We start from the raw sequence: 25,843 nt of genomic DNA on the forward strand, positions 1-25,843 counted from the left end.
TCTGACTTTTGGTGAAACTGACCATAAGTGTAGGCCTCGCCGTGGCCAAGCACAGGTTTTCGTTCCATCATACGTGCTTGCATGCCTGTATTACGTGAGACAAACGTGAGATGCGCGCAAATTCGGGCACGACGCAAATTGGGATAGGCAAATTGAGGTGCAGCAAGAGGCGAGTTCAAGACGGAAAGACGGGTTTTCGGCTGGTGATACTGTTTTTTCGGAAAATACAAACGATTGTTGATCGTGTGATCAATCGAAAGCAGAGAAGTCAGCGATGGTAGCGATTAAAGACTTGTTGGGCGAAACGATGATTCGTACGGACGGACGCAAGGTGGATGAGCTGCGTCCGGTGCGCATCACCCGTCATTTCACGGATGTTCCGGAAGGATCCGTGCTTGTGGAATGCGGCAATACGCGAGTGATGTGCACGGCCACGTTCACCGCAGGCGTGCCACGTTGGCGCAAGGACTCCGGCTTGGGCTGGGTCACCGCGGAATATGCGATGCTGCCGCGAGCCACTGCAGACCGCACCGATCGTGAATCCGTGCGCGGCAAGATCGGCGGACGCACGCATGAGATCAGCCGACTGATCGGTCGCTGCCTGCGTGGCGTGGTTGATATGAAGGCACTCGGCGAAAACCAGGTGCAGATCGACTGCGACGTGCTGCAGGCCGACGGCGGCACCCGAACAGCGTCGATCACCGGCGCATATGTGGCGCTCGTGGACGCCATGCGCTGGGCCGAGAAGCACAAGCACATCAGGTCCGCCGAGCGCGTGATCAAAGACAGCGTTTCCGCCGTGTCCGTAGGCGTGATCGATGGCACACCGATGCTTGACCTGCCGTACATCGAAGACAGCAAGGCCATGACCGATATGAACGTGGCCATGACCGGTTCCGGCGAATTCATTGAAATTCAGGGCACTGCCGAACACCGCCCGTTCAACCGCGCCGAGTTGAACGCGCTGCTTGACCTGGCGGAAAAGGGCAACAAGGAACTGCAGGCCGCACAGCAGTCCGCGCTCGCACAGGACTGAAGGCTGCAAGTCGGACGTAAGCCGACCGCAGGCTGGCCTCGCAAACCAATCGTAGGTTAGGCAAGTCAGGGCACGTCAAACGCACGTCAGGCAAGCCGACATCAACGAAGCAACGAACAGCAACGAAAGGAATCGGAACGTGAGAATCATCGTCGCAACGCATAACGAGGGCAAACTCGTTGAAATCAACCGCATTCTGGAAGATTGCCTGGGTGTGGACGCAGATCAGGTGGAGCTGGTGTCGGCCGGTTCGCTGAATCTGCCGGATCCGGTGGAAGATGGCGTGACCTTCCAGGAGAACGCGCTGCTCAAGGCCCGTGATGTGGCCGCACGTACGGGCTGCCCGGCAATCGCCGACGATTCCGGTCTGATTGTGGACGTGATGGGCAATGCCCCCGGCATTCTTTCCGCACGTTGGGCGGGCAAGCATGGCGATGACAAAGCCAACAACGCGCTGCTGCTCGCGCAGATCGCCGACATTCCGGATGCCAAGCGTACCGCGCGTTTCCGTTGCGCGGCCGCGCTGGTGGTGCCGCAAACCGAAGCAGGCGCAGGCGCCGATGGTCGCTATGCGATCGCTCAGGAAATCGTGGAAACCGGCGAAATGCCGGGCGTGCTGCTGCATGAGCCTCATGGCGAGCATGGCTTCGGCTACGACCCGCTGTTCGTGCCCGACGATCAGCCGGCGCGTGCCGTCGAAGCCGGCGAGAAGCTCACGTCCGCGCAGATGGAACCGGCCGAAAAGAACGCCATCTCCCATCGCGGCAAGGCGTTGCGCGCCCTGCTGCCATCCGTGGCCACTCTGCTGAAGTAGGGCTGAAACGAGTCGCAGCAGTCTCTATTAGACGTTCTGCTAGGTGTTCTAAAGGTGTGGAACTGTAGTTTGCGGTTCCACACCTTTTATTTCCGCTTTTTCGCCAACTGGGCGTCACCGCCCTTCGCCAACCAGTCTTCACTGATCTTCGTCAGTCCACCGAACTTCACTGATCGTCGGCGCGAAAATCCTTGCCATCATAATTCGCCCAATCCGGGTATGGCGCCCCCGTTTCGATGCTGTGCTGAATATCGCGATACAAGTGCAGTTTGCGCAACACATGCATGTACGCCTCTTCCAGCGCGGCCCGCTGTTTCAAAATCGCTTGATGCCGCGATTCCAACAATTCCAGCATGTCCGCAATGTGCGCACGCTCGTCTTTTTCGTATGCGAAGAAGCGTTTGAGTTCATCGATGCTCATGCCCGCATGTTTGAAGCAGGCGATCGCCTCGAGCCGCCCGATATGCGAGTCGGTGTACACGCGTCGCCCCGCATCGTCGCGCTCCACGTCGCACAGCAGCCCCTGATCCTCGTAATAGCGCAAGGTCGACGTCTGCACATGGAATCGTTGCGCGACTTCACGAATCGTATATGTTGCCATTCCCCTTCTCATTTCTACGATTTTCTAGGTTTTTCTAGCGATTTTGCGATTCCTTGCGATTGTCAATCATCGGAAAACACACTATCGACGATACTTGCATTCAAGTTTACTTGAAGTGCGACGATAGTATCGTCGACAAACTTACGACATGCGCCAACTCAAGCAACACAGCGCACAGCGGAATACGCAGAGTTTTCAAGGAGGAACCATGCTTGAACCGACCACCGTCTACACGCCGTCACCCGCTCGATACGATTCCATGACCTACAATCATGTGGGCGAGAGCGGCCTGAAACTTCCAGCGGTTTCGCTCGGCTTTTGGCATAATTTTGGCGATATCACGCCGTACGCCACTATGCGTGACATCGTGTTCACCGCATTCGACAACGGCATCACGCATTTCGATCTCGCCAACAATTACGGTCCCGAGCCGGGCAGTGCGGAAAAGAACTGCGGCCGTCTGCTGCGCGAATATTTCCATCATCATCGCGACGAACTGATCATCAGCACCAAAGCCGGCTACGAAATGTGGCTCGGCCCCTACGGTGATCTCGGCAGCCGCAAATATCTACTCGCCTCGCTCGACCAAAGCCTCGAACGCCTCGGTCTCGACTATGTCGACATTTTCTACCATCACCACATGGATTCCTCCACGCCGCTCGAAGAAACCATGGGCGCGTTGGCAACCGCCGTGCAAAGCGGCAAGGCACTCTACGTGGGCCTGAGCAATTACGATGGTCCGACGCTGGAAAAGGCCACCGCGATCCTCGATGAGCTGCATGTGCCGTTCATCATCAACCAGAACCGTTACAGCATTTTCGACCGCACCGTGGAACGCAACGGATTGAAGAAAACCGCCAAAAAGCTTGGCAAAGGTCTTATCACGTTCTCGCCGCTCGAACAGGGTCTGCTCACGAACCGCTATCTCAACGGCGTGCCCGCAGACAGCCGCATCGCACACGACGGCCGCTTCCTCAAAGAAAGCGCGTTGACGCCGGAACGCCTGCAGCAGATCCGCGACCTGAACGATCTTGCCGCCGAACGCGGGCAGACGCTTGCCGAAATGGCGCTCGCTTGGCTGCTGCACGACGGTTACGTGACCTCCGTGCTTGTCGGCGCTTCCCGCCCGCAGCAGCTGCTCGACAATATCGGCGCGTTGAAGAACACCACGTTCAGCGATGAGGAATTGCGTCGCATCGACGAAATTTCGTTGCGCTAAACGCGGATATATCAGCAGATATAAGACGCAACAACAATAAAAAATCTGCCGAGACAATCTCAATCATCGAAAAATAATTTCGATATAGAGACCATCTCGGCAGATTTTTTATATGTAATCGCTTTCGGCAATCTTCAGAAATTTCAACGAAATTCCAAGATCACCATACGATGAAAGAGATAAAAAACGATTAGAAATTGGAATTCATCATTTCATCGTAGATACGCTTGCAATCCGGGCATACCGGGAATTGCGAAGGATCACGCTTCGGCACCCACACCTTGCCGCACAACGCCACCACCGGGCGTCCGGTGCGACGGGACTCGGCAATGCGATCGCGCGACACATAATGCGCGAAACGATCCGCATCGCCGTTGCCGCCATCATCCAGCTTCGTCTCCTCTTCGGGGCGTTCCAACACCGCAGTGCCGGTACCCGCGTCGGGATTGGAAAGCGGCGAGACCGGGTCGGCCTCGTCAATGAAGCCGTCGCGATCATCGAACATCGAACATGCCATAATCAACTCCTCAAATACGCCGCAACCGCGGCACCACTGCCTCCATCATAGCCATGAAAATCCACATATTCGCCGACACTTCGCGTAATTTCACGCAATCGCGGTACGCTTGAGGCTATGACAATTGCAGTTTGCCCCGGGTCGTACGACCCAGTGACCGCCGGACATTTGGACGTCATCGAACGTTGCGCGCGTTTTTTCGATGAAGTGCATGTCGTAGTGGCGGTGAACGCGGCGAAAACACCGATGTTTTCCGAAGAGACCCGCGTTGAGATTATCCGTAAGGCGCTTGAAGAGCGGAATTGCCGCAATATCAAGGTTGCTTCAACAACCGGACTGATTACCGACTATTGCAAGAAGGTCGGTGCGACGGTTATCGTGAAGGGGCTTCGGCAGAATGGCGATTATGAAGCCGAGTTGGGTATGGCGCTGGTCAATCGCAAGCTCGCCGACGTGGAAACGCTGTTTTTGCCGGCAGCGCCCGATTTGGAACATATCTCCAGTTCGATCGTGAAAGATGTGGCACGTCACGGCGGCGATGTGACCGGCATGGTGCCCGATTGCGTGATTCCGCTACTCGGAGAAGCGCTCAATAATGAAAAGAGGGCATGATGGGTGAAGAAACGAATGCGTACGATCCGGCCGGCAGCCAGTTTGACGACGACGTGACCGCCGAACGCCCGACCGATCGGGCGGCCCAATCCGGTCAGAAGGCACAAGCCACGGCACGCGCCGCCGAGCCGGTCAAACCGTTGATTTCCATGTCTGATCTGCCGGATTTACGCAACACGTTCAATCCCAACGCGCCGCTGGACGATTCCAACGATTTGAGCCGCGACGAATTCACCACCGTGTACGACATTATCGACAAACTCGAATCGGCATTGGACGAAGCGAAACCGATACTGTTCTTCCCCGGCAGCGTGCGCGTCGACCGCGACGAATTCACCGAACAGCTCGACCAGTTGAAGAAAATGATGCCGGTGCAGCTGGAACGCGCCTCGGCGTTGATGCGTGAGTCGGAACGACGTTTGGAAAGCGCGCAAACGCAAGCCAACGCCATCGTCGCTTCGGCGCAATCGCGTGCGGCAGACACGATACGTGAGGCCAACGAGCAGGCGCAATTCCTCGCCGGGCAGGAAAACGTGACCGAACTGGCTCGGCAGAAGGCGCGTGCTATTCTCGACCAAGCGCAAGCCAGGGCCGACCATCTCACGCAGGGAGCTGACAAATACTGCACCACGGTGATGGAAACGCTGCAACAGCAGCTCGGCAAGCTTGGCAACGACGTGCAGGCGGGATTGAACGTACTGTATGATCGCCAGCGCGAAGCGAGCACGCATGTGCCGCATCTTGACGCAAACGACTATCCGGAAAGCTGAATGGAAGGCTGAACATGGCACGTATCGAAGATTCCCCGTGGGCGATTTCCGTGGCGCAAGTCGCCTCGCGAGCCGGGCAAAGCAAGGAGATCGACGCAACGTTCCCCGCACCGAGCGGCATCGGCGATGAGATCGTCGGCGTTGAGGAGGGTGCGGATGTGACCGTTGTCGGCTCGTTCGACTCCATTGTCGACGGCCTGATTTTCAACGCCCGCATCAGTGCCCCCGTGCACGCCGAATGCACCCGCTGTCTGAAACCGATCAAGCGCGATTGGACGGTGAACGTCACTTCGTTCTTCCCATATGAAGACAAGTCCGCAAGCGTTGCGTCCGGCAAGGGCGGCAAAAACGGCAAGGGCGGCGTCAAGGAAGAGGAAGTCGACATTATCGCCGGCGAAGACGAGTCGGAGGATTCGTATCCGCTGCTTGAAGGCGGATCCTGGGCCGATATTGAGACGCTTCTGCGCGACACGTTGGTCGAGGAACTGCCGTTGCAGCCGCTGTGCAAGCCTGATTGCTTGGGATTGTGCTCTCAGTGCGGCGCCGATCTGAACGAGGATCCGGACCATCATCACGATGTGACCGATATTCGTTTCGCCGCTTTGGAAGGCTTGAAGGCCCGGCTGGAAGGCAACGAGTAAGGTTCATCCGGGTGCTGGCAGGGCTGATTTTGCTTGGGTTTTGCAATTTGTACGGAGCACAAGTTAAGATACTGAACGCTTAAGCTCAATCGTTCGAACGAAACAGAGGAAACACAATGGCACTGCCTAAGTACAAGACCTCGCGCGCGAATACTCATTCTCGCCGCGCAAACTGGAAGGCCAAGGCCGCCCAGACCGTTACCTGCCCGAACTGTGGCGCTCCGGCGCTGCCGCACATGGCCTGCCCGAGCTGCGGCGCCTACCGCGGCCGCGTGTACCGCGAGGCTGTCCGCTCCATCCACACCAAGTGAGTGGCTGCCGAGTAACGGCATGAAGCATTGAAACCCTGCCATCGACGGGTGGCAGGGTTTTGTATATTTCAGGCTGCGCACTTGGCCATATGCATTCGTATGCACCCGACCATCTCACCTCGCATCCGCCAAGTATCGCATCCACCTAGTATCCGCGCATTTCCCTGCATTTCCGCCTCGACATGGGTGGAGAGTAGACTGAACGGGATCGTTGTTTGCATAGCAATCGGCCAGATTCGCTGGCTTGTTGCCACGTACGCAACGTCCCGAACAGCGCGGCGAGCTTCGCCGTCGCATACCCACTACGAAACCGAGGACGATTATGACCCAGAACAACGCCGACGCATCCGCCGTTTCCGAAGGCGAGATGACCGCCAACGCACTGCTTGAAGCGCTCGGCACCACGCTCGAACCCGACCTGCTGGTCGAAGCGCTCACCCACCGCTCCTTCTCGCACGAGAATCCGGGCGCAAAAAACTACGAACGTTTGGAATTCCTTGGCGACGCCGTGCTTGAGCTCGTCTCCACGGAAACCCTGTACAAGGCACACCCCGACATGAACGAGGGGCAGCTTGCGAAAATGCGCGCGAAAGCCGTTTCCGAGGAATCCTTGAGCAAAATCGCTCGCGAAAAGCTCAATGCAGGCCCGTACATTCTGCTCGGTCATGGCGAAAGCGATCAGGGCGGCGCTGATAAAAGCTCGATTCTGTGCGATATCGTCGAATCGTTGATCGGTGCGACGTTCATTCAGCATGGCATTGACGAGGCACGTCGCGTTGTGCATCATCTTGTTGACGAAACGCTTGCGGAAGTCGCGACGGAAGGCCCAGCCCTCGATTGGAAAACCTCGCTTACCGTCAAAGCGCATGGCATGGGCTTCGGCGAACCGCGCTACCAGATGTCGGTTTCCGGTCCGGAATATGCGCAAGTGTTCACTGCGAACGTCATGCTGGGCGAAAGCGACGAAATCATCAGCACCGGCACAGGCACCAGCAAACGCAAGGCGCAACTCGCCGCAGCCGAAGAAGGTTGGAAGGCACTGGACAATCGCAAGCCTGAAGCACAAAACGTCCGTAAGCATCGCAAACATCATCACAAGCACAGCGGCAACGAAAGTAACGGCAGCAACGGCGAAAACACCAGTAAGTAGTCGCAGGTAGATAAAAAGCAGCTACGAATCCGCCCTCTCATACCGCCGCGGAACGCAATACGCCAGAATATGGCACGAATCCGGCATATTCTCCTGTCAGCCGATAGCATAGACTGATTACTAGCGAAGGATTGCGATTCGCAAGTCGCCACAAGCGATTGCGCCGCTTTCCGATGATGGGGTTCGGCTGATTGCGTGCACCGAAACGCGGCAGCATACCCCTGTAAGAAAGTTCCACGAGCGAATATGAGAGGGAACATGGTGTTACCTACGCCCCTGCAGGCATTCAGCGGCATGCCCAAGGCAGCCGCAACCACTGAAAAGCAGACCATTGTTGACGGCGAGAAGATGACCGGCGCCGAAGCGCTGGTACGTTCGCTGGAAGATCTGGGCGTCAAGGATGTTTTCGGCGTTCCAGGCGGCGCGATTCTGCCGGTATACGATGCAATCAATGATGAAACCAGCTTCCGTTTTGTGCTGATGCGCCACGAACAGGCCGCAGGTCATGCGGCTGAAGGCTATGCCGTATCGACCGGTCAGGTCGGCGTGTGCATCGTCACGTCCGGCCCGGGCGCCACGAACATGATCACCCCGATCGCCGACGCGAACATGGATTCCGTGCCGATGGTGGTCATCACCGGCCAGGTCGGCGTGAACGCCATTGGCACCGACGCCTTCCAGGAAGCCGATATCGTCGGCGCAACCTACCCGGTGGTCAAGCACTCCTATCTGGTCACGCGTGCGCAGGACATTCCGCGTGTGCTGGCTGAAGCGCACTATGTGGCACGTTCCGGCCGCCCTGGTCCGGTGGTGGTCGACGTCACCAAAACCGCGCAGACCGGCGATATGTACTATTCGTGGCCGCAGCGCATGATTCTGCCCGGCTACAACCCCACCACGAAGGCGCACGGCCGTGTGCTTTCCGACGCTGCGAAGCTGTTCGAGCAGTCGTACCGTCCGGTGCTGTATGTGGGCGGCGGCGCGGCACGTTCCGATGCCGGCAAGCTCGTGCAGGAGCTGGCGGAAGTCACGAACGCTCCGATCGTCACCACGCTGCCCGCACGCGGTGTTGTGCCTGATTCCGATCCGAAGGTGCTTGGCATGCTTGGCATGCATGGCACGATTGCCGCTACCGGTGCCGTGCAGCGTTGCGATCTGCTTGTTGCGATCGGCGCTCGTTTCGACGATCGTGTAACCGGCAAGCTTGACGCTTTCGCTCCGGGTGCACGTGTGATTCACATTGATATCGATCCGGCGGAAATCGGCAAGAACCGTCAGCCGGATGTGCCGATCGTTGGCGATGTGGCAACCGTGCTGAAGGATCTCATTCCGGAAATCAAGCGCGAGCAGGCCGTGCATGGCAAGCCTGACACTTCGCATTGGTGGGAGATCATTAACGATTGGCGTGAAAAGTACCCGATCAAGTGGGATGAGCCGACCGATGGTTCGCTCGCTCCGCAGTGGGTCATCAAGCAGCTTTCCGACTTGGCTGATTCTGACACGATTTGGGTTACCGGTGTGGGCCAGCATCAGATGTGGGCCACGCAGCTCATCGATTTCGAGAAGCCGCATTCTTGGCTGAGCTCCGGCGGCCTTGGCACCATGGGTTACGGACTGCCGGCCGCCATCGGCGCTCGTGTCGGTTCCGAACGTTTCCATGAGGGCGAGAAGCCGGTGTGGCTGATTGACGGCGACGGTTCCTTCCAGATGACGTCTGAAGAGCTGGCGACCGCGTTCCACGATCACACGCCAGTCAAGATCGCGCTGCTGAACAATTCCGTGTATGGCATGGTTCGTCAGTGGCAGACCCTGTTCTACGGCGAGCATTATTCCGCCACCAATCTGATGGATGGAGAGAATACGCCGGAAATCGTGGATGTTCCTGATTTCGTGAAGCTTGCCGAAGCGTACGGTTGCATCGGCATGCGTGCGTTCACGGAAGAAGAAGCCATTGAGGCGATCAAGAAGGCCAACGAAATCAACAATCGCCCGGTGCTTATCGACTTCCGCGTGTGGAAGGACGCTATGGTGTGGCCGATGGTCGCAGCTGGCGATTCCAACGACAATGTCACCTATATGCCCGGAATCAAGCCGCTGCAGCGCCCGAAGGCCGCTGCCGACAACGAGTAAACGAGTAAGTAGTAAGGAAGGGTCTACCAATGTATCCTGCATCTCAGCCGGGTTCCAAGCGCCATACGCTTTCCGTGCTCGTAGAGAACCGTCCGGGCGTGCTGGCACGTATTGCCGGCCTGTTCGCCCGTCGTGCGTTCAACATCAACTCGCTGTCCGTCTCCCCCACCGAGCGTCCTGACATTTCGCGTGTCACGGTGACCGCCGATGTGGATGAGGTGCCGCTCGAGCAGATCATCAAGCAGCTCAACAAGCTGCTGCATGTGTTGAAAATCGTGGATTTGGATCCGAACACCACTGTGGAGCGCGAACTGGTGCTTATCAAGGTAACTGCCGACGAATCCAACCGTTCCGACGTGCTTGAGATCGTGCGTCTGTTCCGCGTGCGCGTGGTCGATGTGAATCCGGAATCGCTGACCATCGAAGCCACCGGTGCCGAAGGCAAAATTGATGCGCTGCTGGGGCTTTTGGAGCATTACGGCATTATCGAGCTGGTTCGTTCCGGCGCGGTCGCAGTGACGCGCGGTCCGAAGGCCTTGAGCGAAAAGGTGCTCGGCTCCGAAATCACCGGTCGCTGATCCAATCAGCCTAATCCCAAACCTACAGGGCTTTCCCGTTTCAACGCGGGACAGCCCTTTTTGTTGTCAGATCTGCGATATTCAGAAAATATCTGATCATTGGAGGCATGCCAGCTGCAGTAGCATCTTTTGCGCAAAACAACAGTCTCATAGACGTTCGCCAGGCGCAAGAAGATATCAAACAAGGTTCATCGGGCTCTTAATAATGTGCTCGCAGAGGAAAGTTATCACCTTCGCCAAGGATTAGTTTTCGGCCCCGGCAACATCGAAACCGACCACAACATCACCTACTACCCCATCTACCTAATCGGCCAGTTTTGCAACAACTAGCCCAGTAGCATTCATCGTGATGCCACAAACTATGATGATGGCAGGACGACAGGGAGCATTATGACTGAAATTATTCATGATGGGGTTCCTTTACTTCATATACGGAAACAACAAGATCCGTATTGCCGATATTGATAATGGACAATGAGGTGGCATCTGGGAAATTCTTTGCCGGGAGAGAGATCGTTTCTATTCCGTTAGATGTACAGGCCTCCCTAGTGGTTAGGGTGTGTGGCTGTCCATCTTTGTAGAGAACAAACGAATAAGGAGCCTGCTCCTTCTGCTTACACATGGAGATGACATAATACATATTGCTGTCATCAACTGTTTTTGTAAATGAAATAGCATCATCGCCATGTACGGATTTCGCACCCAACTTGTTTACTAGAACCAGTTTGCCCGAGCTATTGAGATCATCGACGGCGACACGGTCCAGAGCGTCCACAGTAAATGCTTTATATGCCTGTTTTGCGGCATCATCATTCTCGCTGCCGCTCTGTACGGAGCCATCACCGAAACTTTCATGTGCAGCTTTCGTGCAGCCAACGCATGACCACAACAACAAGCTGGACAACAAGCAACAGGCGCTTCTTCGCATCACTTGATTCATAAGGCACCTCCATTGGTCTCTCCGACAAGAACAGCTAAGGTTTCCTGCAATAACAAGAATATGACATTGGCACATGGAATGCCACGCATCGCTGTCGCACGAATGGCCAACATTCACCGGAAACGATGGAGGAGCTGCGCCGCCGCCACAACATGCACACCCTGTCCGGTAATTGACGCGGACGATACGAATGCTACTCGAGCTGTTCGGAGAGTTCCATCCATTCGAGTTCAAGTTCTTCGGACTCGTCGGTGACGGCTTGAAGCTGGTCGTTGAGCTTGCCTAGGCCCTCGTAGTCGCTGGGGTCGTGCGCGGCCATTTGCTGCTCAAGATCGGCTTTCTGCTCTTCGAGTTTGGCGAGTTTGCGCTCGATTGCCGATACGCGCTTGGAGGCTTCGTGAAAGGCCTTGCCGGAAAGTTTCGGCGTAGAAGGCGCGGAAGATGCGGTTTCAGCAGTCGCAGACCCACTTGCGGAGTTGCCTGCGGTGCCTTCGGTCGTGGAACCGGCAGTCCCAGCGGAACCGCCCTTCTTGCCTTTGCCGGCACCTGCCTTTTCGTCCGCAAACGGATTCTTGCCGTTCTTGATGGCCTCAGTCATGTCCAGATAATCCTGCACGCCACCGGGCAGGTGGCGCACCTTGCCGCCGATCAGCGCGAACTGCTGATCGGTGACACGTTCGAGCAGATACCGGTCATGGGAGACGACGATCAGAGTTCCCGGCCAAGTGTCGAGCAGATCCTCCATCACGGCGAGCATGTCGGTGTCGAGATCATTGCCGGGCTCATCCATGATGAGCACGTTCGGCTCGTCCAGTAGGATCAGCAGCAACTGCATACGACGCTTCTGACCACCCGATAGGTCCTTGATCGGCGTCATCAGCTGCGCCGACTCGAATCCGAGACGCTCCATCATCTGCCCCGGCGTGGTTTCCTTGCCGTCCACGATATAGCTCGGCTTGTAACGGCTCAGCACTTCCTTGATCTTGTATTTACCGAGCTTCTCCAATTCGTCGAGACGCTGTGAAAGCACCGCGAATTTCACGGTTTTGCCGATATTCACATGACCTACAGTGGGAGTGATCGTGCCGTCAAGAATCTTCAATAACGTCGATTTTCCGGCACCGTTCGCGCCGACGATGCCGAAACGATCGCCCGGCCCGATCAACCATGTCACGTCGTCAAGAATCTTACGACCGGTAACAGTAATTTTTTGCGCTGCAGAAGTAATTTCTTCTGCAGAATCATCAGTATTATTTTCTTGCGATTCCTGAATTTCTTGCGATTCTTTCGCAGCTGCAGCAACTTGCGCCGCTGCAACACCGGCATCCACCAATCGCGGATCAGTCAGATCGTCGACGGCAACTTCCACGGAACCATGCACTTGCGGCTCGGCATACATGGCCGGCACCACATCGACGCGCGACGCCGACGCTTCCATGTCGGCAACGTCCGGATCGATATCGGCCTCGCCTTGCACATGTTCGAAAATCTGCGTCACGTCGATCAGGTCAACCACCTGCTTGCCCAAGCGGGATGTGGCCATTTGCTTCAATTCCAGCGTATTGCGCACCGGAGGCACGTCGGCGATGAGCTCACGCGCGGCCTTCACATGGAATTTCTGCTTGGTGGAACGGGCGCGGGCACCGCGGGTAAGCCAGGCAAGTTCCTTACGAGCCAGATTGCGACGTTTCGTTTCACGCACGTCGGCTTGGCGATCGCGTTCCACGCGCTGCAGCATGTATGCGGAATAGCCGCCTTCAAACGGCTCGATTTCGCCGTCATGCACCTCCCACATGGATTCGCACACTTCGTCGAGGAACCAACGGTCATGGGTGACGAGCAGCAGCGCGCCGGATCCGGCCGGCCAACGGTTCTTCAAATGTTCCGCCAGCCAGTGAATGGTCACCACATCCAAATGGTTTGTAGGCTCGTCGAGTGCGAGAATATCCCAATCCTTGAGCAACAGGCGTGCCAAATCGGCGCGGCGACGCTGACCGCCGGAAAGCGAACCGATTTTCGCTTCCAAGCTGATGCCGCCAAGCAATGCTTCGACGATTTCGCGCGACTTGGTTTCCGCAGCCCATTCGTAGTCTTCACGGCCTTCGAGCGCAGCTTCGCGCACGGTGGCGTTGTCGTCGAGCGGGTCACGCTGGTCGAGCATGCCGAACGTAAGCCCGCCGCGAATGGTCACGCGACCGGAATCCGGCTCCTGCGTGCCTTTGAACAAATGCAGCAACGTGGACTTGCCGTCGCCGTTCTTACCGACGATGCCGATGCGGTCGCCTTCAAAAACACCCTGCGTTACATCGTTGAAAATATTCTTGGTCGCAAAAGCAAGCGAAACGTGTTCAAGTCCCAAATCATAAGTCGGCATAAGTCACCAATGTAGCGGGAACATCTCCCAAACCTGCAGGCAATGCCGCAACTTGCGAATCGCCACCAGCGCTACGCAGCAATCGGAGCCGCACGCAACTCGGCGATCAGCCCTGCTGCGCCTGAGCCAAATTCTGCCCATACGAATTACAACGAGCGGCAAAGCTTGAAAACACCTGATCCGCAAGCGGCTGCAATTGCGGATTATATTCGGCGAACGCCTCGCGCAACTGCGATTTCGACCCGCCGGCAGCCTTGAGATCCTTGACCATGCTTGACTCGTCAAGCCACTCCTCCAACAGAGTAGGGGTAACCTCCAAGTGGAACTGCATACCCAGAGCGGAACCAAAACGGAACGCCTGCACCTTGGTCTTCGCGGATCGCGCCAATGGCTGCGCGCCCTCCGGCAACGACACCACGTCGTTATGCCAGTGCAGCACATCCACGGTTTTGTTCCACATCGAGAAATAATCATGCTTGTCGATGCATTTAATCGGCGCAAAACCGATTTCCGGAGCATCTCCCGACTTCAGCTTCGCCCCCAGCGCGGTGGCGATGATCTGATGCCCCAGGCACACGCCCAACACCGGCTTGCCAACGCTGACCGCAGCCCGCGCGAGCTTGGCCTCGGCCTTTAATCCCGGATACTTGTCGTAGTCGAGCGCACCCATCGGGCCGCCCATGATCACCACGCCGGAAACCTCGCCAAAATCAGGCAAATCCGGTTTCTTCTGCTTGGCGACATTGATGATTTGATACTGCAGTCCCAAATCATCCAGACTGTCTAAAATGCGTCCCGGTCTCTCCCACGGAACGTGTTGCAAAATCAGCACCTGCGATTGCGTCATACGTTCTATTGTTGCATCACCTACGTAAACGATGTTCACAAATCCAACAAAAACCGTTTTGCCGTTCATTTTCATCTCGCATGCATGTCCGATTCTGGCAATACTCTCGTGGTTATGACGAACACGCAAGAACCGCAGAATATCAACATTTCTAGCGTCGCAACCGCAGTTGACGCAGTGGCGAGCGCCGCTGCCGATCTGAAGCTGTACGACACCGCATCGCACGCCGTGTCGAATTTCACGCCGATCAAGCCTGGTCAGGTCGGCATGTACGTGTGTGGCGCCACCGTGCAGAGCTCGCCGCATATCGGCCATATTCGTGCGGCTGTCGCGTTTGACGTGGTGCGTCGCTGGTTCGAGCGTTTGGGCTACAAAGTCACGTTCGTGCGCAATGTCACCGATATCGACGACAAGATTCTCGATAAGGCTGCGGCCGCCGGTCAGCAGTGGTGGGAGCGCGCGTACATTTACGAGCGTGAATTCACTGAGGCTTACAACACGTTGGGTGTTGAGCCGCCTACGTATGAGCCGCGTGCGACCGGCCACATAATCGACATGATCGATCTGATCAAGCAGATCATCGACAATGGCCACGGCTACGTGGTGACTGATGAGAACGGCAATCCGACCGGCAACGTGTATTTCGACGTTGCCAGCTGGCCTCATTATGGCGAGTTGACGCATCAGAAGCAGACCGCTGTGGCCGATGCCGCTTCCGAGGTGGCCGATGCCATGGGTCCGTCTGTCGACAATACGGGCAACGACAAGTACAATCCGGTGGATCCTGCGGACATGTCGGAAGACAAGCATGATCCGCGTGATTTCGCATTGTGGAAGGCTCCGAAGGATTCCGATCCGCTTGACGCGCGTTGGAATACTCCGTTCGGCACGGGTCGCCCGGGTTGGCATATTGAATGCTCGGCGATGAGCCACCGCTATTTGAAGGATATGTTCGACATTCATGGTGGCGGGCTGGACTTGCGTTTCCCGCACCATGAGAACGAAATGGCGCAGACTCGTGCCGCCGGTTACGATTCGGCGGCTCGTTGGATGCATTCCGCATGGGTTACCGCCAAGGGTGAGAAGATGTCGAAGTCGCTGGGCAACGGCTTGTCCGTGCCGGCGGTTTTGGCGGAAAATTCCGCTTGGGTGGTGCGTTACGCGCTTGGTTCCGTGCAGTATCGTTCCATGTTGGAATGGTCGGATCAGACGTTGACCGAGGCTCAGTCCGCGTACGATCGTGTGTCGAATTTCATCGAACGTGCCGGTGCCGCCGTTGGCGGGCAGCCGTCCCGTGAGGAGATCGTTTCGGTTTCCGCCGATGAGCTGCCGGCTGATTTCGTCGCCGCAATGAATGACGATATTAATGTTTCCGGCGCCTCCGCTGCGATTTTCACGGCGATTCGTTCTGGCAACACGTTGCTTTCGAAGCTTGCCGATCGTGTTGATTCGGATGTTGCGAAGGATGAAGTTCGCGCTGTTTTGGTGAATGTGCGTGCGATGCTCGATACGCTTGGTTTGGATCCGTTGGCGGAACCGTGGGTAAGCGAGGGTGCGGCCGGCGGCGCCGCCGGAGCCGGTGCCGATTCCGCTGAGCATACTGCGCTTGACCGTTTGGTTTCCGAACAGTTGGAGGAGCGTGCCGAAGCCCGCAAGGCCAAGGATTTCGCCCGCGCCGACGCCATTCGTGATGCCTTGGGCGCAGCCGGAATCGCCATCGAAGACACTCCCCAGGGTCCCACCTGGACCCTCAAATAATCCGCAGCGCTCTTAATAAGCAATAATCCCGTCTTCTCCTATTGGAAGAGACGGGATTGTCATTTCTCATGCAAATAGCATCAAGCATCTCACCGAATATCAACCGAACATCATCAACACCATTAATTGGAATGCGAAATTTCCCGCGGGACGGCTAGACTGAGGGACATTATGGCAGCATTTAGTTCTTTGACAGATAGGCTCTCGAATGCGTTCAAGCATCTGAAGAGCAAAGGCAAGCTTTCCGAGGCTGATATCGATGGTACGATCCGCGAAATCCGCCGCGCGCTGCTCGACGCCGACGTGGCGCTCGACGTGGTGCGTTCCTTCACCGGCCGAATCCGCGAGCGTGCGCTCGGCACCGAGGTTTCCCAGGCGCTGAATCCGGCCCAGCAGGTCGTGAAGATCGTCAACGAAGAGTTGACGGCCGTGCTTGGCGCTGGCGTTGACCGACCGCTGAATTTTGCGAAGAATCCGCCGACCGTCATCATGCTCGCCGGTCTTCAGGGTGCTGGTAAAACCACCCTCGCAGGCAAACTCGGCTACTGGCTGAAGGATTCCGGCCACACTCCGCTGTTGGTCGCGGCCGATTTGCAACGTCCGAACGCAGTGACGCAGCTGCAGGTGGTTGGCGAACGTGCAGGCGTGCCCGTGTATGCTCCGGAAAAGGGCGTGCAGTCCGACGGTGGCGAAGCCGTTGCTTCCCCGGGTCTGACCACCGGCGATCCGGTGAAGGTGGCGCGTGACGCTGTTGCGCTGGCCAAGCAGAAGCTGTACGACACGGTCATCATCGATACCGCAGGCCGTCTCGGCGTTGACGAAGAGCTGATGAAGCAGGCTCGCGATATTCGCGACGCCGTGCAGCCGAACGAAATCCTGTTCGTAATCGACGCGATGATCGGTCAGGATGCCGTGCAGACGGCGAAGGCGTTCGATGAGGGCGTGGACTTCACCGGCGTGGTGCTTTCGAAGCTTGACGGCGACGCCCGTGGCGGTGCCGCGCTTTCGGTCGCCTCCGTTACCGGCAAGCCGATTCTGTTCGCTTCCACTGGCGAAGGTCTGAAGGATTTCGAGGTTTTCCACCCGGATCGTATGGCTTCCCGCATTCTCGATATGGGCGATATTCTTACCCTGATCGAGCAGGCGCAGAAGCAGTTCGATGAGGAAGAGGCTCGTAAGGCCGCCATCAAGATTTCCGATGGTTCCTTTGGTTTGGATGATTTCCTCGATCAGCTACAGCAGGTGCGCAAGCTTGGTCCGATGAAGAATCTGCTTGGCATGATTCCGGGTATGGCCGCGCATCGTAAAGAGCTTGAGCAGTTCGACGAGAGGGAAATCGATCGTACTGAAGCCATTATTCGTTCGATGACTCCTGCGGAACGTCGTGATCCTTCGATTATTGACGGTTCTCGTCGAGCTCGTATCGCTTACGGTTCCGGCGTGACCGTTTCGCAGGTGAACGCGCTGTTGCAGCGTTTCGAGCAGGCCGCGAAGATGATGAAGCGTATGAGCAACAAGGCCGGCGCTGGCATGCCTGGCTTTGGCGGCCCTGCCATGGGCGGGGGCAAAGGCAAGGGTAAAGGCAAGAAGGGCAAGAAGAAGGGCGGTAAGTCCGGCAATCCGATGAAGCGCGAGGCTGAAGAGAAGGCATTGCGCGACAAGCTTGCCGGCAAGAACTCCGACGGTAAGTCTTCCGGCGGTTCCGCTTTTGCCAAGAAGCCGCAGAATCCTGCACTTCCCGCCGGATTGCAAGACTTGATGGGCGATGCCGGTGAGCTGCCGCCGAACTTTGGCGGCGGACTGTCCGGCTTGCTGCACTAAAGCAAGCGACGCGAAAACGGTAACGTATAAAAAGGGGATGTGATTCAAGACGAATCGCATCCCCTTTTTGCGTACTCCAATCAGCTGTTTTCAGCTGAATCGACTACCTTATAATCACCATCAACTACTTCAACGTCAACGTGGCAACAAGCGCAAGATGATCGCTACCTTCAACGCAGAACGAACTCACGTCGGAAGCGTCCAATCCCTTGGTGAAAAGCACATGGTCGAGAATGATGCGCGGCCACGACAGCCATGATGGGAACGTGGCATGACGGCCCTTCGCCTCGCACAAGGCCGCATCCTTGAAGCCCGCATTCAGCAGCTTGCGGAAGCTTGGATGATCGGTACCGGAATTCAAATCACCCAACACAACGGTGATGTCGCCCTGCTTCTGAGTGGTCGCCAACTCCCCCAAACCGATGATGCCGGCGGACCATTCCCTGCATCCGCGCATCGGAGACTTCGGATGTGCCGAAACAAACGTGATGCCGCGCATCGAATCGATCGGGAAGCACACGCCCGGCACGTCGGCCGCGGGAATCACCGCAGTGACCGGAGACATGTCGCTTGGTTCAATACGAATCCACACACCGTTGAATCCGCCATTGTCCGTCCCCTTGTTCTCCCCCAACTGACGGTACGGAAGCAAATCAGACAATCCCGAAGCGTCCAATTGCGCAACCAGATCGTCCGTCAATTCCTGCAATGCAAGTACTGCAATATCATGTTTTTTGACCGCACTGACGATTGCCGCAGCGTTGGCGCGACCAAATCGGCAGTTCAGCGTCATCACACGGAAACGGCCATGTTTCGCGGATTCCGTAACAGCTTCATTGCTTGTTTCACGAGATGTTTCACGCTTTTCCGCAAGTTTTTCGGCAACCCTCTGCGCAGTGTTGGGAGAATTAAGATTTTCCATCCAATATGCGATTTTGCGTAGCAGCGACGCAAGACAGACCACCGCAGCGACTCCCCCGAGAGCCGGCTCATGCAACGCGAAACCGGCGACGGCGATCGCAAGCGTCGGAATCCACAGCAACGGAATCAACGCAATCAAGTACGGCAGCGGCAAATGGCCATCCCAACCAGCCGGCATCTCGCCAAGCGCAATCCATACAACGCAAATAATCAACGCAATCCAAAGCGCGATAATCATTCAGGCAACTCCCCCTATGCAAACCGTTCACTCCGAACGGACATACGCAAACTCGGAACCTCCAAGTGTAGCCAGCCTGCCTGATTCCGACGATTCCGCCATGTAGACCCACGCAAACATCTCACGAATGCCAGCAAATGTCCGATTCTGCCGATTCGGTCATTCAAGGCATCATATTCGCCGCATAATTGACCGTTTCCGCAGAATCAGACAAACGACTTCCCGGTTTTGCACGGATTCGGCAAGTCGCATAGAGCGGGAAACATCCTAAGACCCATCCGTCCGTACCCCACGGTTATACTTGGTAAGTTATTCGCGCGCGCGAGGCCCTCTAACTATCGCGTGACGTGAGGAACATGTGGGTTTCGGATTCCGTGCCCCACACAGAAAACGAAACGCACACCCCTAGTTATACAAGGAGAGCCATTTTGGCAACCAAGATTCGTCTGAAGCGCATGGGTAAGAAGTTCTACGCGTTCTACCGCGTGGTGATCATGGATTCCCGTACCAAGCGTGATGGCCGCGCCATCGAAGAGATCGGTACCTACAATCCGAACACCCAGCCTTCGACCATCGTTATCGATTCCGAGCGCGCTCAGTACTGGCTCGGCGTTGGCGCTCAGCCGACCGAGCAGGTGCTGAACCTGCTGAAGATCACCGGTGACTGGCAGAAGTTCAAGGGCCTTGACGGTGCTGAAGGCACCCTGAAGACCGTTGAAGCTGGCCCGGATGCCGCCGCTCGCGTTGAGGCCGTTGAGGCTCAGGCTCAGAAGCTGAAGGCTGCAAAGTCCGAAGCTGACGCCAAGGCCAAGGCTGAAGCCGAATCCGCCGCTACCGAGGAAGCTCCGGCTGAAGAGCCGGCTGCGGAAGCTGAGTGATCATGCTCGCCCAGGCTGTGGAACATCTGATTAAGAACATCGTCGATTTTCCCGACGACGTATCGGTGAAGTCCCATGAGAACGCGCGTGGCGAACTCATTCGCGTGCGCGTCAACCCGGAAGACATCGGTCGCGTCATCGGACGCAGCGGACGCACGGCAAATGCGATTCGCGCCGTGGTGCAGGCACTGTCCGACCACAAGGTGCGCGTCGACATCATGGACGTGCGCAGGTGAGATCCTAGCGTGGTGCGTGATATGCATTCTGACGACCCTCAACAGCCCGAGCTGCTGAGGGTCTGTCGTATCGGGCGTGCGCAGGGGCTCAAAGGCGAAGTCACCGTGCAGATCTTTACGGACGAACCGGAATACCGGTTCGCTCCCGGTGCTGTGTTGTACACGAAAGACGGCGAAGAAGAGTATGTGGTGGAGAACTCCCGTACCTTCAAAAACCGTTGGATCATCAAGTTCGAAGGCATTGACAACCGCGACCAGTCCGAAGCAGCCAACGGCATTGTGCTGTATGGCGAGGCGGACGATCCGGAAGACATGCTTGAAGCCGACGAGTGGTATCCGAAAGACCTCATCGGTCTTGAGGCGCGACTGGCTGAAGACAATATGCTTGGTCTCGAACCGGGCGTGGTGGTCGGCAAAGTCGTTGACGTGATAGAAGTGGCCCAATGGCTGCTGAAGATTCGTCTCGCCAATCCGGTGAAGGATGCCGACGGCGTTGTGGTTGAGAACAGCGCGCTCGTGCCATTCGTGGACGAGCTCGTGCCAGACATCGACCTCGAAGAGGGCTATCTGACCCTCGATCCGCCTGGAGGTCTTATTCCGGGACTGTGATCGTTTGCGATCCTGCGTAAGCATTCATGATTACGCGCTTTCGATCACATATCCATTCAAGTGGGCATTGGAATCCAGTGCCCACTTTTTATGTTTCCTGCCACTTGGCAGGCATCCCGGTATTCTGAACATTATGAAGATCGATATCGTGTCTGTTTTCCCGGAATATTTTGAAGTGCTGAACCTCAGTCTGCTCGGCAAAGCGCAGTCGAAAGGGCTTGTGGAGGTTACCGCGCACAATCTGCGCGACTGGACGCACGACGTACATCATTCCGTCGACGACACTCCTGTCGGCGGTGGCGCAGGCATGGTGATGAAGCCGGAAGTGTGGAGCGAATGCCTCGACGAGCTGCTGCAGCTTGAGCCTGCGGTAATCGACAATACGGAAAATATTGAGGATTCTGCGGATTCCTTCGATACTGGCGATTCTTGCGATACTGCAGATTCCGACACTGCACAATCTTCCGCAGGTCCTGAGAATTCCGAAAAAACTGATATTGCACCATCTTCCGCAGGTCCTGTGCTGATTTTTCCGAATCCTTCCGCCCCGCTGTTCACACAACAGGATGCGACGGAACTGAGCCATGCCGATCATCTGCTGTTCGGCTGCGGCCGTTACGAAGGGTATGACGCGCGCATTCCGCAGTATTACCGCGCGCAAGGCATTGACGTGCGCGAATATTCGATCGGCGATTACGTGTTGAACGGCGGCGAGGTCGCAGTGTCGGTCATGTTGGAGGCGATCACGCGGCTGCTGCCCGGTTTTATGGGCAATGCCGCTTCGATTGTTGAGGAATCGTATACGGGCGAGAACGCGCTGTTGGAGCACCGACAGTACACGAAGCCCGCGGAATGGCGTGGCATCAAGGTTCCGGACGTGCTGCTTTCCGGCAATCATGCGAAAGTGGATCGTTTCCGCCGCGATGAGGCGCTCGAGAAAACCAATGAGTTGCGTCCCGACCTGATCGAAGCGTTGGATTGCACCAAGCTTGACAAAGCCGATCGCAAGACGCTGATGACGCTCGGTTGGGAGGTTTCCGCCGCTCACCCGCGTAAACGCTAGCTTTCAAACGCTTGTTTTTACGCGGAATAATCGCAAGTTTTTTCTTGCGATTATTGCTGACCGTTATCTGAGATTGGCTCGCTGGGCTCAATGTAGTAGACGGCGGTTTCGCCATAATCGCGCCGATCGGTGATTTCCCAGTTTTCTGGAGCCGTGGGCTCTTCGGAACGGGTGGAGCGTTCCAGCATGATCACCGTATCATCGCCGGTCAGCTCGCGGCCCGCCAGATCGGTCAGCAGCTGGTTGCATGCCTCGGTTTCGAACGCGTATGGCGGATCGATGAAGATCACGTCGAACGGGGCCACCGCGGAGGCGCAGGCCGCGTACTTTTCCGCGCGCGCCTTGATCACGCGCGCGCTCATGCCCAGCTCCCATGAACGGTTGTGTTTCAGTGCGGTCAGCGTCTGCGCGATCAATGCGGCCGCCGGAGCGGATGATTCCACCGCCACCAGCTCTCGTGCGCCACGGCTCAATGCTTCGATGCCCAAAGCGCCGGTTCCTGCAAACAAATCGAGCACGCGGGCATCGTCCAACACTCCCCATGAATCGAGATGCGAGAAAATCGCCTCTTTGGTGCGATCGGTGGTCGGTCGAGTGCCCGCTTTCGGCGTGGTCAATGCAACGCCTTTGAATCGTCCTGAAATTACGCGCATACGCACCACTCTAGCGTGCCAGGCGATTAATTAATCGCACCAAACTAATTACTGGTCAGGAACGTTTCATTGCCGCGCGTGAAATCAAGCACCGCCCCGGCCAACTGCACATGTTCGAGTAAATCAGGATCCTGAGCGACAAGCCTCGTAGCCTCAACCCGCGCATGCTCAATAATCTTCATATCCTTAACCACACGAAGCAGCTTCAAACCTGACTTTCCGCCAGATTGCGCGTCGCCGAGCACGTCGCCGGCGCCGCGGAATTCCAAATCGGCCTGCGCTATTTCGGCACCATCCAACGTGCCCTGAATCACGTCAAGACGGCGGGCGGCATCACTGTCCGCGGGCGCACGCGAAATCAGGAAAGCCCCCGAATCGGTGCCGCCTCGGCCGACGCGCCCACGCAACTGGTGCAATTGCGAAAGCCCATACCGGTCCGCATCGAAAATCACGATGCAGCTGGCTTTCGCCACGTCCACGCCGACCTCGATCACCGTGGTCGCCACCAGAATCGGCGTTATGCCGGATTCAAAATCGGCCATGACCTGCGATTTTGTGGTGTCATCGTCACGCCCGGTCAACGTGGCGAATCGAATGCCTTTGAACTGCGGCAGCGATTGCAGACGCTCCACGATTTCCGCCACGGAATGCAACGGGGGGCGTTGTGCGCGCTGTTCGTCGTCTTCGCCAAGATCGTAGGCGTCGTCAAAAGCCGCGGCCGACGAACCTGCGGTTTTCGAGCCTGAAGCCGCTGACGCCGCCAGCGCGCCGTCCGCATCTTCGGCATCGGCGTCAATGCGCGGGCAGACCACGTAGGCACGTTCCCCCGCGTCGATGCGCTTGCGAATCAGGGCAAACATTTCGCCCATCAACGACGCATTGTCTTCCGGCACTACGAATGTGCGAATCGGCTTGCGGCCGCCGGGAAGTTCGGTCAGCGAGGAAATGTCGAGATCGCCGAACCAGGTCATGGCTGCGGTGCGCGGAATCGGCGTGGCCGTCATGACCAACAGATGAGGCGCCGTAGAACCCTTGGAATTCAACGATTCGCGCTGTTCCACACCGAAGCGGTGCTGTTCGTCGATCACCGCCAAGGTGAGGTTCGGCGCCTGGAAACTCTTGGAAAATGCGGCGTGCGTCGCCACGACGATACAGGGCATGCCCGATGCGGCTGCTGCGAGCACGCGACGACGTTCGGCAAGTCGCATACTTCCCGTGAGAAGAAATACAGGAATCTCCCCATCTTTTGTGCCAAATATATCGTTTCCTTTGCCGGAAAATCCGGTTTCCACATCATCAGATGCGGCCAAATCAAGAAGGTCTGCAAGTTGTACACCTTTATCCACAGCATTATTGTGAATTGTTTTTGCGTCGAATTCCCCATCTTTCGAACTTTGCGCGGACCGTTTATTGCTTCGCCGCGCATTGGCATCATCTAGATTTTTTTGATTATCACTCGAATTTGCGTCGCTTTTTCCCAGTTTGGATACCATTGTGGAAATGCTCGCATAATGCTGTTCGGCAAGAACCTGCGTTGGCGCTACAAGCACGGCCTGGCCGCCTGATCCGACGGCCTGCATCATGGCAGCAACCGCGACCACGGTCTTACCGGAACCGACCTCGCCTTGCAGCAATCGTTGCATGGGGTAATCGTGCGCCATATCGGCGGAAATATCGGCGATGACCTGCTGTTGGCCGTTCGTAAGGGCGAATGGCAGCGACGCGATGAAATCGTCTTTCAACCGCGTTTCAGGGCATGCGGTAGCCCTGGATTTGCGCGATGCATCGCGTGATTTGACGAGCGCGGTCTGGCAGATCAGCGCTTCCTCATATCGCAACGTTTGCAAGGCGTTATCGAAATTCTTGCGATCAACCGGATCATGAATCGCCATGAATGCCTCAGCACGATGCATAAGCCCATATTCCTCACGAAAATCTTCCGGAATAATATCGGGAATAGCATTACCGAGTACTTTAATCTGTATTTCTCGATCAATTTGGGGAATATCAAAATCCCCTTCTTGCGTAGGATTATCTAAGAAATTCCCTGCATTTTGCGTTGCCAGATATTCGGCTCCGCGCAACGCATCCATATATTTCAATACCGATTCATGAATATGTTCGCTGGAAATTCGCGAAGTTGCATGATATACCGGTCGTGGACGGCAAACTCGTTTCAGCGCTTCGTCGATCGTTTGCGCATCGTATTTCAGATTGCCGAGAGGCGGATTCGCAGGATCGCCGAAACCGTCGTTCCATTCCCCGTTTTCCGACTGCGATTGCACGGGATTGATGGTGAGCAGGTCGGGATGCGTGAATTGCAGACGATTGTCGTACACGCTTGGCTCGCCTGCGACGACGAGCAGCGCTCCCGCGTGCAGTTTGCGCTGCACCCAGTCAACATACGATTTGCGATACGAAAAGAAGACCAGCGACGCCAACGATTTTGGGGTGTTGCGACGCGCTGCGAAATCGTCGTCCGTGACTGTTGCGATCAGGCGGAAGCCTCGACGTGCCATGGGGAAAACGCGCGTTTCGAGCACATGCGCGGCGAACGCCATTTTCTCCCCGATTTTCGCTTCATGCAGTGAGCGCGCAGGAACCGGATCGGTTACGCGGAACGGATAATAGGTCAGGGCGTCGCCAACTGACACCACACCAAGCGATTTCAGCGCGCCGACTCTGCGGCGGTTGCTCTCGATTGATGAAATCGGTGTTTCCAGTGTGGTGCTCATAACGCACCATTCTCCCCAGTTATGCCGACAGATGCGGCTTCTACCACTGGGTACGACTCAAACCGCCCAAATTCCCCACTCGCTGGAGGAATACGGACGCAGACCAGCCCCTCAGCGGGCAAAAACCTCCACCCACTGGAGAAATCACCCCGTCCACAAGCCCCTTAGCGGGCAAAAAGCTCCAGTCGCTGGAGAAATCAGGACGCAAACCAGCCAACCAATGGGAGTATTCCTCCACCTACTGGAGGAATACGGACGCAAACGCCACTGTAAGCGGGAAGATTTCTCCATCGAGTGGAGAAATCCGAACGCTTAAAGCCCTGGCGAGATCAAGATAAAGCAAAACCCCGGTGACCATTGGTCTACCGGGGTTTCAAGCTGTTATTTCGCG

24 protein-coding genes are annotated in these 25,843 nt (G+C 56.6%); 16 read left to right on the forward strand and 8 right to left on the reverse strand.

Features of this window, described 5'->3' with window-relative positions; translation table 11 throughout:
- Positions 1 to 274: 274 nt before the first annotated feature.
- Both rph and KSY55_RS01405 read left to right on the forward strand, forming a co-directional pair.
- Positions 275 to 1,036, forward strand: coding sequence for a ribonuclease PH (gene rph / locus KSY55_RS01400; RefSeq protein ID WP_004220147.1), 762 nt, complete (start codon positions 275 to 277; stop codon positions 1,034 to 1,036).
- 139 nt (positions 1,037 to 1,175) lie between these two features.
- Positions 1,176 to 1,850: a non-canonical purine NTP pyrophosphatase gene (locus KSY55_RS01405; protein WP_004220149.1), complete on the forward strand. Its 675-nt coding sequence runs from the start codon at positions 1,176 to 1,178 to the stop codon at positions 1,848 to 1,850.
- A gap of 166 nt (positions 1,851 to 2,016) precedes the next feature.
- Here the strand turns inward: KSY55_RS01405 and KSY55_RS01410 are convergent, their stop codons facing one another.
- The gene (locus KSY55_RS01410; protein WP_004220153.1) at positions 2,017 to 2,451 is read right to left on the reverse strand and encodes a MerR family transcriptional regulator; all 435 of its coding nucleotides are present in this window, start codon (positions 2,449 to 2,451) and stop codon (positions 2,017 to 2,019) included.
- A 208-nt stretch (positions 2,452 to 2,659) separates the two neighbouring features.
- On the opposite strand from KSY55_RS01410, the gene KSY55_RS01415 reads away from it, so the two are divergent.
- Positions 2,660 to 3,670 (forward strand): aldo/keto reductase, encoded by a 1,011-nt coding sequence (locus KSY55_RS01415; protein ID WP_033524196.1) that lies wholly within the window; start codon positions 2,660 to 2,662, stop codon positions 3,668 to 3,670.
- A gap of 190 nt (positions 3,671 to 3,860) precedes the next feature.
- Here the strand turns inward: KSY55_RS01415 and KSY55_RS01420 are convergent, their stop codons facing one another.
- Positions 3,861 to 4,187 carry a DUF3039 domain-containing protein gene (locus KSY55_RS01420; RefSeq protein ID WP_022244551.1) on the reverse strand — a complete coding sequence of 109 codons (327 nt, stop codon included), beginning with the start codon at positions 4,185 to 4,187 and terminating at the stop codon, positions 3,861 to 3,863.
- A gap of 117 nt (positions 4,188 to 4,304) precedes the next feature.
- Here KSY55_RS01420 and coaD point away from each other — a divergent pair, with 117 nt between their 5' ends.
- The 7 genes from coaD to ilvN all read left to right on the forward strand — a co-directional run bounded on the left by coaD (position 4,305) and on the right by ilvN (position 10,379).
- Positions 4,305 to 4,799, forward strand: a complete 495-nt coding sequence (gene coaD, locus KSY55_RS01425; RefSeq protein ID WP_004220158.1) for a pantetheine-phosphate adenylyltransferase — start codon at positions 4,305 to 4,307, stop codon at positions 4,797 to 4,799.
- Positions 4,796 to 5,569 carry a hypothetical protein gene (locus KSY55_RS01430; protein ID WP_004220160.1) on the forward strand — a complete coding sequence of 258 codons (774 nt, stop codon included), beginning with the start codon at positions 4,796 to 4,798 and terminating at the stop codon, positions 5,567 to 5,569. Before coaD ends, KSY55_RS01430 begins: the two co-directional genes overlap by 4 nt.
- Positions 5,570 to 5,583: 14 nt before the next feature.
- Entirely contained in the window at positions 5,584 to 6,210 is a 627-nt protein-coding gene (locus KSY55_RS01435; protein ID WP_004220163.1) for a DUF177 domain-containing protein, read from the forward strand.
- 116 nt (positions 6,211 to 6,326) lie between these two features.
- Positions 6,327 to 6,521, forward strand: a complete 195-nt coding sequence (gene rpmF / locus KSY55_RS01440) for a 50S ribosomal protein L32 (RefSeq protein ID WP_004220165.1) — start codon at positions 6,327 to 6,329, stop codon at positions 6,519 to 6,521.
- A gap of 367 nt (positions 6,522 to 6,888) precedes the next feature.
- The gene (rnc, locus tag KSY55_RS01445) at positions 6,889 to 7,671 is read left to right on the forward strand and encodes a ribonuclease III (RefSeq protein ID WP_033524241.1); all 783 of its coding nucleotides are present in this window, start codon (positions 6,889 to 6,891) and stop codon (positions 7,669 to 7,671) included.
- A 258-nt stretch (positions 7,672 to 7,929) separates the two neighbouring features.
- A complete protein-coding gene (locus KSY55_RS01450; RefSeq protein ID WP_217749449.1) occupies positions 7,930 to 9,801 on the forward strand; it encodes an acetolactate synthase large subunit in 1,872 nt (623 codons plus the stop codon).
- 29 nt (positions 9,802 to 9,830) lie between these two features.
- A complete protein-coding gene (gene ilvN, locus KSY55_RS01455; RefSeq protein WP_004220173.1) occupies positions 9,831 to 10,379 on the forward strand; it encodes an acetolactate synthase small subunit in 549 nt (182 codons plus the stop codon).
- Positions 10,380 to 10,779: 400 nt separating this feature from the next.
- Here the strand turns inward: ilvN and KSY55_RS01460 are convergent, their stop codons facing one another.
- The 3 genes from KSY55_RS01460 to KSY55_RS01470 form a co-directional block, all read right to left on the reverse strand.
- Positions 10,780 to 11,319, reverse strand: a complete 540-nt coding sequence (locus KSY55_RS01460; RefSeq protein ID WP_055062978.1) for a hypothetical protein — start codon at positions 11,317 to 11,319, stop codon at positions 10,780 to 10,782.
- A gap of 193 nt (positions 11,320 to 11,512) precedes the next feature.
- Positions 11,513 to 13,693: an ABC-F family ATP-binding cassette domain-containing protein gene (locus KSY55_RS01465; RefSeq protein ID WP_117783522.1), complete on the reverse strand. Its 2,181-nt coding sequence runs from the start codon at positions 13,691 to 13,693 to the stop codon at positions 11,513 to 11,515.
- Between the two features lie 106 nt (positions 13,694 to 13,799).
- On the reverse strand, positions 13,800 to 14,540 hold the full coding sequence (locus KSY55_RS01470; protein WP_034880295.1) for a type 1 glutamine amidotransferase: 741 nt from the start codon (positions 14,538 to 14,540) through the stop codon (positions 13,800 to 13,802).
- Between the two features lie 114 nt (positions 14,541 to 14,654).
- On the opposite strand from KSY55_RS01470, the gene cysS reads away from it, so the two are divergent.
- On the forward strand, positions 14,655 to 16,298 hold the full coding sequence (gene cysS, locus KSY55_RS01475) for a cysteine--tRNA ligase (RefSeq protein WP_217749450.1): 1,644 nt from the start codon (positions 14,655 to 14,657) through the stop codon (positions 16,296 to 16,298).
- A 171-nt stretch (positions 16,299 to 16,469) separates the two neighbouring features.
- Complete coding sequence (gene ffh / locus KSY55_RS01480; protein ID WP_004220182.1) at positions 16,470 to 18,119, forward strand: signal recognition particle protein; 1,650 nt, start codon at positions 16,470 to 16,472, stop codon at positions 18,117 to 18,119.
- Positions 18,120 to 18,243: 124 nt separating this feature from the next.
- Here ffh and KSY55_RS01485 read toward each other — a convergent pair whose 3' ends face one another.
- Complete coding sequence (locus KSY55_RS01485; RefSeq protein ID WP_217749451.1) at positions 18,244 to 19,278, reverse strand: endonuclease/exonuclease/phosphatase family protein; 1,035 nt, start codon at positions 19,276 to 19,278, stop codon at positions 18,244 to 18,246.
- Between the two features lie 428 nt (positions 19,279 to 19,706).
- On the opposite strand from KSY55_RS01485, the gene rpsP reads away from it, so the two are divergent.
- The 4 genes from rpsP (at position 19,707) to trmD (ending at position 22,064) form a co-directional block, all read left to right on the forward strand.
- Positions 19,707 to 20,156, forward strand: coding sequence for a 30S ribosomal protein S16 (gene rpsP / locus KSY55_RS01490; protein WP_065435450.1), 450 nt, complete (start codon positions 19,707 to 19,709; stop codon positions 20,154 to 20,156).
- 2 nt (positions 20,157 to 20,158) lie between these two features.
- On the forward strand, positions 20,159 to 20,392 hold the full coding sequence (locus KSY55_RS01495; protein WP_022244613.1) for an RNA-binding protein: 234 nt from the start codon (positions 20,159 to 20,161) through the stop codon (positions 20,390 to 20,392).
- Between the two features lie 21 nt (positions 20,393 to 20,413).
- Positions 20,414 to 21,001: a ribosome maturation factor RimM gene (rimM, locus tag KSY55_RS01500; protein ID WP_004220190.1), complete on the forward strand. Its 588-nt coding sequence runs from the start codon at positions 20,414 to 20,416 to the stop codon at positions 20,999 to 21,001.
- A 133-nt stretch (positions 21,002 to 21,134) separates the two neighbouring features.
- Positions 21,135 to 22,064 (forward strand): tRNA (guanosine(37)-N1)-methyltransferase TrmD, encoded by a 930-nt coding sequence (gene trmD / locus KSY55_RS01505; RefSeq protein WP_217749452.1) that lies wholly within the window; start codon positions 21,135 to 21,137, stop codon positions 22,062 to 22,064.
- Positions 22,065 to 22,114: 50 nt separating this feature from the next.
- On the opposite strand, the gene rsmD is transcribed toward trmD, so the two are convergent.
- The gene (gene rsmD, locus KSY55_RS01510; RefSeq protein ID WP_217749453.1) at positions 22,115 to 22,717 is read right to left on the reverse strand and encodes a 16S rRNA (guanine(966)-N(2))-methyltransferase RsmD; all 603 of its coding nucleotides are present in this window, start codon (positions 22,715 to 22,717) and stop codon (positions 22,115 to 22,117) included.
- A 44-nt stretch (positions 22,718 to 22,761) separates the two neighbouring features.
- The gene (locus tag KSY55_RS01515) at positions 22,762 to 25,452 is read right to left on the reverse strand and encodes an ATP-dependent DNA helicase RecG (protein ID WP_217749454.1); all 2,691 of its coding nucleotides are present in this window, start codon (positions 25,450 to 25,452) and stop codon (positions 22,762 to 22,764) included.
- Positions 25,453 to 25,843: the final 391 nt, after the last annotated feature.

Origin of the sequence: Bifidobacterium sp. MSK.13.1 (assembly GCF_019131435.1) — a bacterium.
Lineage (GTDB): Bacteria > Actinomycetota > Actinomycetes > Actinomycetales > Bifidobacteriaceae > Bifidobacterium > Bifidobacterium pseudocatenulatum.

Coding starts and splice junctions, on each gene's coding strand:
- rph (WP_004220147.1), top strand. CDS start 275: ATGGTAGCGATTAAAGACTTGTTGGGCGAAACGATGATTCGTACGGAC.
- KSY55_RS01410 (WP_004220153.1), bottom strand. CDS start 2,451: ATGGCAACATATACGATTCGTGAAGTCGCGCAACGATTCCATGTGCAG.
- KSY55_RS01415 (WP_033524196.1), top strand. CDS start 2,660: ATGCTTGAACCGACCACCGTCTACACGCCGTCACCCGCTCGATACGAT.
- KSY55_RS01420 (WP_022244551.1), bottom strand. CDS start 4,187: ATGGCATGTTCGATGTTCGATGATCGCGACGGCTTCATTGACGAGGCC.
- coaD (WP_004220158.1), top strand. CDS start 4,305: ATGACAATTGCAGTTTGCCCCGGGTCGTACGACCCAGTGACCGCCGGA.
- KSY55_RS01430 (WP_004220160.1), top strand. CDS start 4,796: ATGATGGGTGAAGAAACGAATGCGTACGATCCGGCCGGCAGCCAGTTT.
- KSY55_RS01435 (WP_004220163.1), top strand. CDS start 5,584: ATGGCACGTATCGAAGATTCCCCGTGGGCGATTTCCGTGGCGCAAGTC.
- rpmF (WP_004220165.1), top strand. CDS start 6,327: ATGGCACTGCCTAAGTACAAGACCTCGCGCGCGAATACTCATTCTCGC.
- rnc (WP_033524241.1), top strand. CDS start 6,889: ATGACCGCCAACGCACTGCTTGAAGCGCTCGGCACCACGCTCGAACCC.
- KSY55_RS01450 (WP_217749449.1), top strand. CDS start 7,930: ATGGTGTTACCTACGCCCCTGCAGGCATTCAGCGGCATGCCCAAGGCA.
- ilvN (WP_004220173.1), top strand. CDS start 9,831: ATGTATCCTGCATCTCAGCCGGGTTCCAAGCGCCATACGCTTTCCGTG.
- KSY55_RS01460 (WP_055062978.1), bottom strand. CDS start 11,319: ATGAATCAAGTGATGCGAAGAAGCGCCTGTTGCTTGTTGTCCAGCTTG.
- KSY55_RS01465 (WP_117783522.1), bottom strand. CDS start 13,693: ATGCCGACTTATGATTTGGGACTTGAACACGTTTCGCTTGCTTTTGCG.
- KSY55_RS01470 (WP_034880295.1), bottom strand. CDS start 14,540: ATGACGCAATCGCAGGTGCTGATTTTGCAACACGTTCCGTGGGAGAGA.
- cysS (WP_217749450.1), top strand. CDS start 14,655: ATGACGAACACGCAAGAACCGCAGAATATCAACATTTCTAGCGTCGCA.
- ffh (WP_004220182.1), top strand. CDS start 16,470: ATGGCAGCATTTAGTTCTTTGACAGATAGGCTCTCGAATGCGTTCAAG.
- KSY55_RS01485 (WP_217749451.1), bottom strand. CDS start 19,278: ATGATTATCGCGCTTTGGATTGCGTTGATTATTTGCGTTGTATGGATT.
- KSY55_RS01495 (WP_022244613.1), top strand. CDS start 20,159: ATGCTCGCCCAGGCTGTGGAACATCTGATTAAGAACATCGTCGATTTT.
- rimM (WP_004220190.1), top strand. CDS start 20,414: ATGCATTCTGACGACCCTCAACAGCCCGAGCTGCTGAGGGTCTGTCGT.
- trmD (WP_217749452.1), top strand. CDS start 21,135: ATGAAGATCGATATCGTGTCTGTTTTCCCGGAATATTTTGAAGTGCTG.
- rsmD (WP_217749453.1), bottom strand. CDS start 22,717: ATGCGCGTAATTTCAGGACGATTCAAAGGCGTTGCATTGACCACGCCG.
- KSY55_RS01515 (WP_217749454.1), bottom strand. CDS start 25,452: ATGAGCACCACACTGGAAACACCGATTTCATCAATCGAGAGCAACCGC.